Genomic DNA, 12844 nt, shown 5'->3' on the forward strand with positions numbered 1-12844 from the left:
TTAAGCGCCTCAGGATTGAGGCGAGGGCAGGTAAACCCAGAAACGACTCCCCTTACCGAGTTCGCTTTCTACGCCCACTTTCCCTCCGTGGAGTTCCACGATATGCTTGACGATAGAAAGCCCTAAGCCCGTCCCCCCGGAGGCTCGGGAACGGGCTCGGTCCACCCGGAAAAAGCGCTCGAACACCCGCGGCAGGCAGTCTTGCGGGATCCCTATACCCGTATCTTCCACCTCGATGCGCACCCAGCCGGGCTGGTGTTCGCCCCTTATCCGCACTTTGCCCGCCGGAGTATATTTTAGCGCATTATCTATGAGATTGACAAAGACCTGGGTCAGAAGCTCCGGATCCCCCGGCACTGGCGGCAGACCAGGGGGAAGATCGATCTCGAAGATCAACCCCTTTTTCTCCGCCTGCCTGCGCCAGACCGGAGCGATATTGCCGATAAGCTCGGTCAAATCCACCTCCTGCCGCCGCAGAAAGGTCTGCCGGCTCTCCAAGCGGGAGAGCCTGAGCAGATCTTCCACCAAGCGAATTAGCCTTTCGGTCTCGGAAGCGATGATTTGTAAAAATTCTTGTGCCGTCTCCCGGTCCTCCAGAGCCCCGTCTTCTAGGGCCTCCACAAAACCTTTTATGGCTGTGAGCGGGGTTCTCAATTCGTGCGATACGTTGGCCACAAACTCGCGCCGCATCCGCTCTAAGCGCCGCTCATGGGTAACCTCGCGTAAAACCACCACCACTTTGTCCGGCGGCAAGGGGGAAGCCCTGACCGCAAAGATGCGGGGCTGCGGAAAAAGGAAGGTGAGCTCCTGCTCGGCCGACACCCCCGTGTCCCTAACCCTGCCCACCAATTCCTCTAGACGGTAATCCCGCGCCACTTCCAGAACCGTCTTTCCCCGCGCCTCCTCCGGTGCTATGCCAAAGAGTTCCTTGACCGCCTGGTTGGCCAGCAAAACCCTCCCCTCGTGATCTAGAGCCAAAACCGCCTCGCTAAGACCGGACAAAATGGCCTCCAGTTGCTCCTTCTCACGGGTCAGTTCGGCTAACTGGGAGCGCAGCTGACGAAGAGAGAGGTCTGAACCGAGAGCCGCTGGAGAGTCCGGCCGACGAAAGACGGCGAGGACGAAAGCCAAAAGTCCTAAAAGCCCCGCGCCCCAGATAAAGGAGAGCGGAGAAAACTTGTTCTCCATCACTGTAATCCCTAGGTAAACGGCTAAGGGTAAAGAAAGAAAAAAGATCGACCATCCGTAGAAGCGCCTAGCTACCATTGGGCAGGCTCCCGGAAGCGGTATCCGACCCCTCTGACGGTCTCTATGAGCTGCGGAGCGCCCGGCATTTGCTCCAGTTTCTGCCGGATATAGCGCACATGTACATCCACCGTGCGGGGCCCTCCTAGGTAGTCGTAGCCCCAGATCTGGTCAAGCAGCTGCTCCCGGCTGAAAACCCTCCCGGGATGGGCGGCCAGGAAATACAAGAGCTCGAACTCTTTCGGGGTGAGGTACTGCCAGTGCTCTTTCCAGGCCACGGCGTAGCGCTCCCGGTCGATCACCAGCGGGCCGTACACCAGCTTCTCCCGCTCGGTTTGGCTTTGGCGCCTTCTCAGCTGGGCCTTTACCCGCGCCACCAACTCGCGCAGACTAAAAGGCTTGGTGACGTAATCGTCGGCACCGATATCCAGGCCCCGCACTTTGTCCTCTTCCGCTCCCCGCGCGCTAAGCACAATCACGGGTATCTCCTTCAGGCCAGGATCCCGGCGCAAAAGCTCACAAACCGTAAATCCGTCGAGGGCCGGCAGCATGAGATCGAGAATGATGACGTCCGGCCGGTGCTGCCTGGCCATCTCCAGAGCCTGGGGGCCGTCGGCAGCTACCAGAACCTGAAAGCCCTCCTTGGCCAGGGTGAAGTGTAAAAGCTTCTGGATGTGCTCCTCGTCGTCGACCACCAGCACCAGCGGCAAAGACGCTCCCCCCTTCACTTGAGCATGACCACGCCCGCCATACGTCCGGTCTTGCTTCCGTCGCGCCGGTGGGAAAAGAAAAGCTCAGGATGGCAGGAAGTGCAAAGGGGCAGGACCTCCACGTTGGCCTGAGGCACTCCCGCCTCCAGCACGAGCTGGCGGTTAGCCTCCCGCAGGTCAAGCCGCCACCCGCCCCCTTCCCGTACAAGCACCTTCCCTTTCCAAGAGGCGAACTGCTCCGCCACCTCTTCCCCGATTAGATAGCAACAAGGACCTATGGCCGGCCCCAGCACCACCAGGCAGTCGTTTAAACTGGAGGAGAAGTATTTCTGCATGAGGGCCAAGGCTTCGAGCACTATCTTTTGAGCCGTGCCCCGCCACCCCGAATGCACAATACCTGCTACCCTCTTCGCTTTGTCCACCAGGAAAATAGGGACACAGTCGGCAAAAAGAGCCACCAGCGGGATCCCCGGCACCACTGTCAAGAGCCCGTCGGTGGCCGGGAAAACTTCACCAGGGAAATTTGCCACGGCAACTTTGGTACCGTGAACCTGTTCTCCCTGCGCCGCTTCCTCCCAGGAGAAACCAAGAGCCTGGGCCAGCCTCTCCCGGTTGCGCCTGACCTTCTCGGGATCGTCTCCCGTGCTCAGGCCCAAATTGAGCGAAGCGAAAGGACCTTCACTCACTCCACCTTGGCGGGTGGTAAAGGCGTGCATAAGCCAGGGAAAGTGAAGCTTGGGGGATATTACCGTCCTGATCTCCCCGTAGCTGCGCAAAAACTTATTAACGGCAAAAGCACCTTCCCCAGGTGAATGATTACATAAAAGATTATATCACGGGCAGGGAAAGGGCAGGTTAAGCCGTTGTTAAAGAATCGGGCAGCAGGAAATTGGGCTTCCTCCGCCAAAATCCTAAGAAGGTGATGAAGGATGGCGGCACGTTTGGGACTGGTCTTCTTTCCCGCTTTCGACTGGGCCATCTCCCCTACCCATCCGGAGAGAGAAGAAAGGCTCCTTTACACCAAAGACCAACTCTTCGAAGAGGGAGTGCTGGACCTTCCCGGGGTGGTGGAGTACCGCGCCCGCCCGGCCTCTTTTAAAGATGTGGCCCGCGTGCACTTCTGCGTGCCCCAAGTAAAGAGCCTGGCAGGAGAAGCACACCTGGTAGCGGCGGGTAGCGCGATCCACCTGGCAGAAGCCTGGCGGAGGGGAGAAATAAAGCGGGGTTTTGCCCTGGTCCGCCCGCCGGGACACCATGCCCGGAGGATAGTGCACGGCAACCGAGGCTTTTGCAACATCAACAACGAGGCCATCATGATAGAATATCTGCGCCGCCACTACGGAGTTAGGAGAATAGCCATCGTGGACACCGATGTGCACCACGGCGACGGCACCCAAGACATTTACTATCACGACCCGGAAGTGCTCTTTATTTCCCTGCACCAGGACGGGCGAACCCTCTACCCGGGGACGGGTAGTGTAAGCGAGTTGGGCGGGCCAGGGGCCTTCGGCTACACCTTAAACGTCCCCTTACCGCCCCGCACCAACGATGAGGGTATCCTTTACGTTATGGAAGAGCTGGTTCTACCCGTGCTGGCCGACTTTAAGCCCGAACTCGTGGTCAACTCCGCCGGACAGGACAACCACTACTCCGACCCTTTAGCTGACATGTGCTTCAGCGCCCAGGGGTACGCCCATCTAAACGAGCTCTTGAAGCCCGACCTCTGCGTACTCGAAGGGGGGTACTCCATCGAAGGGGCCCTACCCTACGTCAACCTGGCCATAGTGCTGGCCCTGGCGGGGTACGATTATAGCCGGGTAAGGGAGCCTGACTATGACCCCTCAGCCTTCCCCCTCACCCCGGCCCACCGTGAGTACATCCGCTCTCTGGTGAGGGATTTAAAGCGTATATGGGAAAACCGAGAGGAGTTGGCTTGGCAGAACCGGCCCGCTGGGGATTTGGCCGAGTTTCGCCGCCGTGTCTTCTACGACACGGATGGGATCGAAGAGTTCCAGGAAGAAAAGGTGCGCCTCTGCCCTCGCTGCCCTGGCTACCAGGAAATAAGCTCCTACGCGCTTCACCCCGACGGCCGTCGTCTGGAGGTGCTGGCCATAAGCCTACCCCTGCCAGCTTGCGAGAAATGCCAGCAGGAAGCCAGGGAGATTTATACGCACCACAAGGAAAAGCGCACCCCTAAATACGCGGTGATCTACCTTCAGGACCGGCCCGCTGACCGCTACTACCACTACTACCCGGATCAGGATCGGGAGGAAGTGCTTTAAAATTTCGAGCATACGGGGCAAGAGGGGTTGCGGGTCACCTGCACCTCGTGGAAGGTAGCCGAGAGAGCGTCGTAAACCAGGAGACGCCCTACCAGGAGTTCTCCCAAGCCCAGCAGGTACTTGAGCACTTCCACCGCCTGCAAGGTCCCTATTACCCCGGGCACCGGGCCTAACACGCTGCTGCCCTCTGTCTGAGCGGAAGCCGCCTTGGACTCCAGAGGGAAAAGGCAGGCCAGACAGGGACCAGAGCCGGGGAGAACGGTCATGACCTCCCCGGCGAAGTTACGCACGCCACCGTGAACCAGAGGCTTGCTGCGGGCCACGCAAGCGCGGTTGAGGAGAGCGCGGGTGAAGAAGTTGTCGGTGGCATCGACCACCACATCGAACCTTTCCACCAAGGAAAGGGCATTATCTTCCGCAAAGCGCTCACGCCAAACCTCTACTTTGACTTCCGGGTTCAGGGATAGAAGTTGCCGGCGCGCCACCTCCACTTTTGGCCGCCCCAGATCCTCCGTGCGGTAAAGAATCTGGCGCTGCAGATTGGAAAGCTTCACCACGTCGTCGTCTACCAGCCCCAGGGTACCCACCCCGGCCGCCGCCAGGTAACAGGCTACCGGCGCCCCCAGCCCTCCGGCTCCCACCACCAGAACGCGGGAGCGTAAAAGCTTCTCCTGCCCCTCTTCTCCCACGCCTGGGAGGGTTATTTGCCGGAGATAGCGCTCTCTTTCCAAAGTCAACCTCCCCCCAGGGGCGGGAAAAGGGCTACCCGATCCCCCTCCCGCAGAACGTCGGCTAAAGAGGCGTGACGCCCGTTTATCAGGACGGAAAAGACCTGGGAGGGGGGAATACCCAGGCGGTCGAGCAATTCGGCCACCCGTCCCCCCTCCGGCAGGTCCACCGGAAAGCCTTCGCCGAAGCGCACGTCTTTTACAAACTTTTCCAGTCCACCGAAAAGACGCACTTCTACGCGCAAAGTTTCTCCCTCTTAGAAGTCAAACACCCGATCGAGTTCTTCTCCTGGCACATCAAAGACGGTGTTGTGCGGGGGCAAGGGCTCGTAGGTGAAGAACTCCGGCAGCCGGTCGTCGGCGCGGGTGAAGCCTGCCCACAGGTTGAACTCCCGCTCCGCTTTGAGCACCCTCTTGCCCATTTCCATGGCATCCTCCACAGTGAGAGAGGTGCCGTACTGAGCGTTGATCATCTCCAGGATGGTAGGCAATCCCTCGGGGTTATCCAGCACAGCGAAGGCCACGAAGAGGCATAGGCCGGTGCTGTCGATGAAGGCAGTGGCTATCTGCAGATTGCGGGAGAGCTCCACCTGACCCTCCGGCTTTAAGGGGTCGACGTAGCCGCCCACCTTAAGAATGTTGGCCGTAACGGCGTAGCCGGCGGTATGGTCAGCCCCCATAGGAGAGGTAGCGTAGGTAACCCCGTTGCCCTTGCAAGCCCGAGGATCGTAAGCGGGCAGACCCTGACCTTTGACCACCGGAACCCGAGTGACGCCGAAGATCCGGCCTGCTGCCGCCGCCCCACTGCCCACTATCCGGCCCATGGGAGTCCCTTGGTAGACCTCCTTCAAAAGCCGGATCGCCGCTTCGCCGTCGCCGAAGGGGATCACCCCCGCCTCCATCAGCACTCCCAGCGTGACCCCCGTCTCGATAGTATCCAGCCCCAGGTCGTTGCAAAGATAATTGAGCTCGCCGATCACGTCCAGATCACCAATTTCCAAGTTGGGACCAAAAGCCCAGGCGGTCTCGTATTCTATAGGAGCGCAGACCCTACCGTCAGGCAAGGGATAGACATTGGAGCAGCGCATTACACAACCCGGATGGCAGGCGTGCGTGGCCAAGCCTCCCCGCGCCACTGCTACCTCGGCCAGCTTTTCCCCACTCACCTCGGCTGCCTTATCAAAGCGCCCGAAGCGGAAGTTGCGGGTGGGAAGGGTTCCAGCTTCGTTGATGATGTTCATGAGAACGTTGGTGCCGTAGGCGGGCAAACCCTGGCCGGTAACCGGGTGCTGGTGCAAGATATCGGCGAAACGCTTGGCTGCCGCCTTGAAGCGTTCGGGCTCCTTAAGGGGAGCATTGAAAAGGGAAGGGCTGTCCACCACGATGGCCTTGAGCCGCTTGGAGCCCATCACTGCCCCCAGGCCTCCGCGCCCGGCGTAGCGGCTGCTGTTACCTTCAGGATCATTGTTGGTGACCCCGGCGGCGGAAAGCATCATCTCGCCAGCGGGACCTATGGTGATCACCCCTACCTTGTCCCCGAAGCGTTCCCGGCAGATCTTGGTCACCTCGTAGGTTCCCTTCCCCGCCAGGTCGTCGGCAGGGAGGAGCTCCGCCCCTTCAGGCGACAGCCGCAGAAGATACCAGCCTCCATCCTGAGGGCGTCCCTCCACTACTACAGCCCTTATCCCCAGGTTGGCCAGCTTCTGCGAGGAAATACCGCCGGCGTTAGCTTCCTTGATCCCTCCCGTCAGCGGGCTTTTGCCGCCCACGGAAAGGCGCCCCGAAGAAGGAGCTGGAGTACCGGAAAGAAGTCCAGGAGCGATTACCAGCTTGTTATGGGGTCCTAGAGGGTGGCAGGTGGGTGGGACTTCGTCGTGGACGACCTGGGAGGTGAGAGCGCGCCCGCCCAGAAGCCGGTATTTTTCCGGCACTTCCTCCACGGTCACCTTCCTCGCCGTCATATCTACCCGTACGATCTTTCCCATACTTATCCCCTTCACGAGGTGAAGTTCTTGCCTCTATTGTAAGGCTCCTCAGCAAAAGCGTCAATCAGCCTTCCTTTAGATCCCTGACCCGCAAGAGCGAAACCGAAGCCCTACGAGTGCTCTTCCAGGAAGAAGAGCACGCCCGCTGGCAGGCGCACCTCTATCTCGTATATCCTGCCTACCCGGCGCCAGTGGCGCACCACGTTAAAAACTTCCGAGGAGGTAATCCGCGCCCCTTCGGGGTCGATGCCCGAAGCTCGGGCCTCGCGCCGGAAAAGTTCCAAAGCCAACTCTTCCGCTTCCGGGGGGAGAAGGTCTCCCCCTTGGTTCAGCCTTTCTTGTTTTCCCGTTTCCAGAACGCTTATCCGTCCCTGCTGAGTGTCGAGCACATAAGTGCGGCTGAGGGTGACCCGAGCTAGAGCCGCCCCCAAAGCGTTGGCCACCGGGGCCAGGTGAGGTACAAGAGGTTTTAACCCCAGCCGGCGGGCCACTTCCGGAACCAGCCCCCAAGCAGCTGCCCCCACTCCGACAAGCTTCTGGGGTCGAGGGAGTTGATATTTAACCTGCCAGAGGCGGTAGGCCGGCTCCTGCGCCCAGCGTTCAAAGGCAACTTTGACAGCCTCCGCCAACTTCCTAACAGCCTGGCCTAAAACGGCTCGGGCGGTAGCCTGGGGATCTTTTTCACCCAGCCCCTCCCCCACCTGCCGCATTGCTTCCCAGGCTCTCCTCTCGTCCCCGAAGGAGGAAAGATTTAACACCCGGAGCGCATCGGTCAGGGTGGGTACCGGCCCCCCGCAGGCATAGGGCACGCCTTTCCTCTCCGGCCCTACCCGCAACTCTCCTCCCTCCACCCGCACCCAGCTGTCGCCGCCCAAGGGAACGGAATGTACCGCCAGCGAGGCCAGTTGCAGGAGTCTGCCCTCTAAAACTGCTCCCCGGGAGTAAGTCAGGGGACGGCCTTCCAAAAGAAGAGCTATGTCGGTGGTGGTTCCCCCCACGTCCATTACCGCTGCGCTCAAGTCCGGCTGGGACAAAGCCAAGGCTCCCATAGCGCTGGCGGCGGGGCCGGAAAAGGCCGTCTCCACAGGGCGCTGAAGGGCGTAGGCAAGGGGCATGGTGCCCCCGTCGGCCCGCAGGAGAAAAAGGGAAGCCGGGCAACCGGCGCGGCCGATCCCCTCCTGGAGCTCGCGGTAAAAAGCCTCGAAGCGCTCTTTTATGGCGGCGGTGAGCACGGCGGTAGCCGCCCGCCGAGGGAAACCCAGCCCTCCGGCTACTTTGCTCCCCAGAGTGATCTCTAGCTCCGGGGCAATCCGGCGCAACCACTCTGCCACCCTTTCCTCCTGAGCCGGGTAGCGGGAGCTGAACTTGCCCACCACCGCCACCCGCTTTAGCCCCTGTCGGCACAAAAGGCGCGCCGCCTCTTCCACTTCTTTTTCGTCAACGGGTACCAATTCCCGTCCCCGGAAATCGACCATGCCCCGGATTTCCAAGGTGGAAGCGGCACCGTAATAGAACAGGGAGGGATCAACCCCTCCCCCGGGAATGAGCACCAGCCCTACCGGCGGAAGCTCTTTTTTAGCCACCAAGTTGGTGATCAGAGTGGTGCTAAAAGTGATACGCGAAACCTCCTCCGGCTTCACCCCTCCCTCTTCCAGCAGGCGGTGCCAGACCTCGGTCAATACGGCCCCCAGATCTTCGCGCGTCGGCAACTTCGTCCAAGCCTTCAAAGTCCGGCCTACCAGCAAAACTCCGTCGGTATGTGTTCCGCCGACATCGATACCTACAATTGCCATTAAATGCTTCCCTCTCCTGTGGCCTTGCAGGTGCTGCGCCGGTGCAGCCAGAGGTAGACCCATGCCTGAAGTTCCTTCCCGTCTTCCATCATTACCGGGAAGAGTTCCCGCCGGAAAAGCTTCCCGTTTCCCTGCAGGCGGTCGAGAAAATCGAGGGTCAACCGGTCGACGGCGTAAACCTCGCCGTAGAGCTCCCCTTCCGGCTCCCGCACCGCCCCCACTAGCCTAGGAGTAACCGCCCAAAGGCCCAAACCTTTAACCTTTCCCCGCCCCAGGAAGCGCGATCCCCGCAAAGCGCCGTGGCTACTCCGGTTCTGCATGAAGAAGCCGTAGGCAAAAACCAGAGCCTCCACCGCCTTTAAATGTCACACCTCCGCGCCTAGCTTCCTAGAGAAAAGGCCTTACGGAAGCAAAGATAGTTCTCCGCTATGTGGTTCAGCGACTTGCGCAGGAGCAGGAAGTTGTCCGCCACCGTCCGCAGCAAAGCCGCTTCCTCGGGATCAGACTTTTCCCGCAGGGAAGCCGCCAGGCGATAGTATCTTTCTCCCTCGGTAGTGTATTCTTCTACTCCCCACGGGCAACGGAAAAGCTCCTCCACCCTGGTGGCCCGCATAAAATGCTCTTTGACCTTCTCCTCGATATAGTCGGGAAAAACGGCGGAAAGGAAGAGGCAAACCTCCCCTATCCGCCGGTAAAGAGGATAGCGATAGGGCTCCTCGACCAGACGCACCAGCCCCAGAAGATCATCTACATCGAGGTCAGAATAGCGCCGCTTGTAAAGACGGGTGCCCACCTTGAAGTAAAAGACGGCGGTGTTGGTCTTGGTAAAAGAAGCCAGCAGGTTGGCAAGATAACCCCGTACGTCTTCGCGTCCCAAAAGCTCTCCCACCCGCGTGCCGTCGAGCACCGGCACCTGGCGGTAAATACCCACCCTCTCCACCGTGTACCGGCGGTGGCTGAGCTCCTTCCGCGCCTGGCGCAGCAGGACCTCGAAGAAAAGGTAGGGAGAGATCTTGAGTAACACGTCCTCCTCGCTTACGATGCGCCGAAAGAGCTTGGGATCGTCCAGCAGAAGATCCACCAGGTCGGGTTTGTCGTGCAGCAGCTCCTGCAAGTACCCGTAATCGTCGCGCTTATCCACCACCGTCCGGAGCACGAAGTCGAGGTCCTTGGCCGACAGACCCTGCATGGGGCATCACCTGCCTACCTTTTTACACTTCCAAGATAACATATGCTTGCAAAAAAAGAAAAGGGGGCAGCCGAGCCCCCTTAAGGCCTGTCCTTTTTGCGCTATCTTCGCTTAAACGAAAATGTTAATGTCGGAGGCCAGGGCGAGCTCCATGTAGCCGGGAGCGTCAATGATCTCCACCCCTGGAATGAAGTCCTCCTTTTTAAGTCCCATCATGTCCACCGTCATCTTACAGGCATAAAGCTTAACCCCTTCCAGCTGGCACATCTCCATAAGGTCTTCCGGGCGGGGAATGCCGGCTCTCTCCTCCGCCATCTTGATCATCATCCTAGTGGCCAGGGCGGGAACGCCTGGGATTACTCCCAAGATACCGGGCGGGAAATACTTGGCCTTCTTTATACCTTCTTTGCGCACGGCGTTGATTCCGTCGAAGGTGAAGAAGACAGAGGTGTCCGCTCCTGCTCTCACCGCTTGCAGGGCCAGGATGAGGGGAGGATAAACCCCTTCCAGCGTGTTGCGGGCGCAGATGAAAGTGGCCTTTTTTCTGTCGCTCGTCCTCTCGGCCATAACGTCACTCCTTCTGGCAATATACCCTATACCCTATTCAGATTCTAACACGCCCCGCCCACCCCATGTCAAGGCAAAAATTAAAGCGCCCGCCGGCGCCCCTCACTAGACGGCTACAATTTATCACGTCCCTTCCAAGATACCCGCTTAAGCAACTCCCATATCGCGATCGAGCAGGTGGTCAGCGGCAGGGACCCGTCCGGTCCAGCTACCGTTGCGGGAATTCGTCCACCTGCCTCGTCTCGAGCCGGTCTAGGGTGGTGATGCTTCCTATGAACCCCCCGGACAAGCCCCTAACCGCTTCCCCAAGGAAGGTTAGCAAGCTCCTCCGGATGGCCATGGACATCACCCCCCTTCCCGAGAGTTTTCATTCTGCTTGTTTAGGTAACCTGGTAGAGGGGCTACCGGCAGCGCATCCTTTGCTCCTTCCGGAATATTATGTTAACTAAAGTCCCACCCTTTGTCAAGAGGAATTGACACCCCTCGGAAGTCGTGCTACCATCTCTTTGGTAGCGAGTAACTAACTGGTTAGTTACCAGAGGGGAAAAATGTCCGCCAAAACCGATTCCCTGGAACAGCCTGCTAAGACCCGGATTCTGAAAGCGGCCGAAGAGGTCTTTGCCGCCAAAGGCTTTGCCGGAGCCCGGGTGGACGAGATAGCTACCCGCGCCCGCATAAACAAACGCATGCTCTACCACTACTTTGGAGACAAGGAAAAGCTTTACCTCAGCGTCTTGGAAAACAACTTTGCCCGGGCTCTGAAGCTCACCCACCAAGCCTTGGGGGGAAACTCCACCCCACCTGAGCAGGCAGAACAGGTCATTACCCGCTACTTCCTTTTCCTGGCCGAGCATCCCCGCTACGCCCGGCTGGTGGCCTGGGAGATGCTGGAAGGAGGAAACTATGCCCGCAAGATACTGCCACCCATATGGGAAAGGGGCCTAAGTTCCCTGCGCTCCATCCTGGAAAGAGGGATGAAAGAAGGCTACTTCCGCCAAGACATAGACGTGGACCAGCTCCTCATCACCCTTCACACCCTTTGTATCGCCTACTTCACCCACAAAAGCATGCTGGCCATCTTGTGGCACGGCGACCCGCATAGCCCCGAAAACCTAAAAAGGCGCCTTGACCACATTCTCCGCCTGTTTCGCCAGTACGTCACTCCGCATCCGGAAGGGGGAGCAAACGCATGATCTCCAGGAAGTTTGGCCTCTGGACGGCTCTCGTCTTAAGCCTTTTGCTTCTGGCCTCCGGCTGCCGTTTTAACAACCTCAGTACCGAACTTTCCGGCATGGTAGAAGCCCGAGAGGTAGACATAGCCGCTAAGATCCCGGGCCGGGTGGTGGAGCTCAAAGTAGAAGAAGGAGATACGGTCAAGGAAGGTCAGGTCATAGCGGTGATAGAGGCTAAGGAACTGGAGGACAAGAAGCGGCAGGCCGAAGCCCAACTCTCCGCTGCCCAGGCCCAGTGTCAGAAGGCCCGAGACGCCCTCTTACTGCAGCAGAAATTGAGCGACGCCGATTACCAGGCCGCCCAGGCAGCCCTCGACCGGGCCTTGGCCGAGTATAACAAAGTAAGTAGAGGAACCCAGACCCAGATAGAACAGGCCCAGGCCAAGCTGGAGGAGGCCAAAGCCCAGCTTTCGCTGGCCGAGAAAACCTTTCAGCGTTACCAGCAGCTTTATAGCGCCGGGGCCGTGCCGCAGCAGGCCCTGGACGAAGTGAAAGCCAAGTACGAAACAGCCCGGCAGCAGGTGCGCCAGGCTGAAGAGGGATTGGAGTTTCTGAAAGGAGTGGCGCGGGAAGAAGACGTGCGTGCGGCCGGAGCAGCGGTAAGCCAGGCTCAGGCAGCCCTCTTGAAGGCCGAGGCAGGAAGGATGCAGACCCTGCTGGCGCAAAGTGATCTGGCGGCCGCCGAAGCCAAGCGCCAACAGGCGGAAGCCGCCCTGGCCGAAGTGAAGCACAGCCTGGAGGACACCGTCATTAAAGCCCCCTGCGATGGGGTAGTGGTGACCAAGTACGTCCAAAAGGGAGAACTGGTTGCCACCGGCGCCCTCATCGTCACCATACAGCAGCCTTCCCGCAACTGGGCCGACTTTAAGGTCAACGAAAAGCTCGTAAGCAAGTTCAAAGAAGGACAGGAAGTAAAAATTTCCTCTCCTGACCTGCCGGGGAAGACCTTCACCGGTAAGATAGAGTCTATCAACCGCAAGCCGGACTATGCCGCTCAGCGTCCCACCCACGAGCGGGGAGAAAAAGAGTTGGTAGCCTACAACGTAAAGGTGCGGCTGGACAACCCCGAGCTGCGGGCAGGCATGACCGTCATCTTATACCTTCCTTAAAGAG

The 12844-nt window shown here is 59.3% G+C and carries 13 protein-coding genes; 3 read left to right on the plus strand and 10 right to left on the minus strand.

Features of this window, described 5'->3' with window-relative positions; genetic code table 11:
* Window positions 1-9: 9 nt before the first annotated feature.
* From pnpS to pgeF, 3 genes are read right to left on the minus strand one after another with little or no spacing between them, the layout of a single operon-like run.
* Window positions 10-1266 carry a two-component system histidine kinase PnpS gene (pnpS, locus tag DXX99_RS04495; protein ID WP_115792324.1) on the minus strand — a complete coding sequence of 419 codons (1257 nt, stop codon included), beginning with the start codon at window positions 1264-1266 and terminating at the stop codon, window positions 10-12.
* Entirely contained in the window at window positions 1260-1946 is a 687-nt protein-coding gene (locus DXX99_RS04500; RefSeq protein WP_476692341.1) for a response regulator transcription factor, read from the minus strand. Before DXX99_RS04500 ends, pnpS begins: the two co-directional genes overlap by 7 nt.
* 23 nt (window positions 1947-1969) lie before the next feature.
* Window positions 1970-2671 carry a peptidoglycan editing factor PgeF gene (pgeF, locus tag DXX99_RS04505; protein ID WP_276308328.1) on the minus strand — a complete coding sequence of 234 codons (702 nt, stop codon included), beginning with the start codon at window positions 2669-2671 and terminating at the stop codon, window positions 1970-1972.
* 213 nt (window positions 2672-2884) lie between these two features.
* On the opposite strand from pgeF, the gene DXX99_RS04510 reads away from it, so the two are divergent.
* Window positions 2885-4237: a histone deacetylase family protein gene (locus DXX99_RS04510; protein WP_115792327.1), complete on the plus strand. Its 1353-nt coding sequence runs from the start codon at window positions 2885-2887 to the stop codon at window positions 4235-4237.
* On the opposite strand, the gene DXX99_RS04515 is transcribed toward DXX99_RS04510, so the two are convergent.
* From DXX99_RS04515 to DXX99_RS04545, 7 genes are all read right to left on the minus strand, one after another.
* Entirely contained in the window at window positions 4234-4968 is a 735-nt protein-coding gene (locus tag DXX99_RS04515) for a HesA/MoeB/ThiF family protein (RefSeq protein WP_115792328.1), read from the minus strand. The genes DXX99_RS04510 and DXX99_RS04515 overlap by 4 nt on opposite strands.
* Window positions 4969-4970: 2 nt before the next feature.
* Window positions 4971-5210 (minus strand): MoaD/ThiS family protein, encoded by a 240-nt coding sequence (locus tag DXX99_RS04520; RefSeq protein ID WP_115792329.1) that lies wholly within the window; start codon window positions 5208-5210, stop codon window positions 4971-4973.
* A 12-nt stretch (window positions 5211-5222) separates the two neighbouring features.
* Window positions 5223-6950 carry an aldehyde ferredoxin oxidoreductase family protein gene (locus tag DXX99_RS04525; RefSeq protein ID WP_115792330.1) on the minus strand — a complete coding sequence of 576 codons (1728 nt, stop codon included), beginning with the start codon at window positions 6948-6950 and terminating at the stop codon, window positions 5223-5225.
* A gap of 110 nt (window positions 6951-7060) precedes the next feature.
* Entirely contained in the window at window positions 7061-8743 is a 1683-nt protein-coding gene (locus DXX99_RS04530; RefSeq protein ID WP_165847716.1) for a hydantoinase/oxoprolinase family protein, read from the minus strand.
* Window positions 8743-9096, minus strand: coding sequence for a gamma-glutamylcyclotransferase family protein (locus tag DXX99_RS04535; protein ID WP_115792332.1), 354 nt, complete (start codon window positions 9094-9096; stop codon window positions 8743-8745). The genes DXX99_RS04530 and DXX99_RS04535 overlap by 1 nt, the downstream gene beginning before the upstream one ends.
* A 26-nt stretch (window positions 9097-9122) precedes the next feature.
* Entirely contained in the window at window positions 9123-9932 is an 810-nt protein-coding gene (locus tag DXX99_RS04540) for a hypothetical protein (protein ID WP_115792333.1), read from the minus strand.
* Window positions 9933-10043: 111 nt separating this feature from the next.
* Window positions 10044-10499: a DsrE/DsrF/DrsH-like family protein gene (locus tag DXX99_RS04545; RefSeq protein ID WP_115792334.1), complete on the minus strand. Its 456-nt coding sequence runs from the start codon at window positions 10497-10499 to the stop codon at window positions 10044-10046.
* A gap of 548 nt (window positions 10500-11047) precedes the next feature.
* On the opposite strand from DXX99_RS04545, the gene DXX99_RS04550 reads away from it, so the two are divergent.
* Together DXX99_RS04550 and DXX99_RS04555 are read left to right on the plus strand one after the other, a co-directional pair.
* On the plus strand, window positions 11048-11692 hold the full coding sequence (locus DXX99_RS04550; RefSeq protein WP_115792335.1) for a TetR/AcrR family transcriptional regulator: 645 nt from the start codon (window positions 11048-11050) through the stop codon (window positions 11690-11692).
* Entirely contained in the window at window positions 11689-12840 is a 1152-nt protein-coding gene (locus tag DXX99_RS04555; protein ID WP_115792336.1) for an HlyD family secretion protein, read from the plus strand. Before DXX99_RS04550 ends, DXX99_RS04555 begins: the two co-directional genes overlap by 4 nt.
* Window positions 12841-12844: the final 4 nt, after the last annotated feature.

Origin of the sequence: Ammonifex thiophilus, assembly GCF_003368535.1 — a bacterium.
GTDB classification, from domain to species: Bacteria; Bacillota; Desulfotomaculia; order Desulfotomaculales; family Ammonificaceae; genus Ammonifex; species Ammonifex thiophilus.

Bases quoted from the DNA above. Each gene is read 5' to 3' on its own strand.
- pnpS (WP_115792324.1), bottom strand. From the start codon at position 1,266: ATGGTAGCTAGGCGCTTCTACGGATGGTCGATCTTTTTTCTTTCTTTA.
- pgeF (WP_276308328.1), bottom strand. From the start codon at position 2,671: ATGCACGCCTTTACCACCCGCCAAGGTGGAGTGAGTGAAGGTCCTTTC.
- DXX99_RS04510 (WP_115792327.1), top strand. From the start codon at position 2,885: ATGGCGGCACGTTTGGGACTGGTCTTCTTTCCCGCTTTCGACTGGGCC.
- DXX99_RS04525 (WP_115792330.1), bottom strand. From the start codon at position 6,950: ATGGGAAAGATCGTACGGGTAGATATGACGGCGAGGAAGGTGACCGTG.
- DXX99_RS04530 (WP_165847716.1), bottom strand. From the start codon at position 8,743: ATGGCAATTGTAGGTATCGATGTCGGCGGAACACATACCGACGGAGTT.
- DXX99_RS04540 (WP_115792333.1), bottom strand. From the start codon at position 9,932: ATGCAGGGTCTGTCGGCCAAGGACCTCGACTTCGTGCTCCGGACGGTG.
- DXX99_RS04545 (WP_115792334.1), bottom strand. From the start codon at position 10,499: ATGGCCGAGAGGACGAGCGACAGAAAAAAGGCCACTTTCATCTGCGCC.
- DXX99_RS04550 (WP_115792335.1), top strand. From the start codon at position 11,048: ATGTCCGCCAAAACCGATTCCCTGGAACAGCCTGCTAAGACCCGGATT.
- DXX99_RS04555 (WP_115792336.1), top strand. From the start codon at position 11,689: ATGATCTCCAGGAAGTTTGGCCTCTGGACGGCTCTCGTCTTAAGCCTT.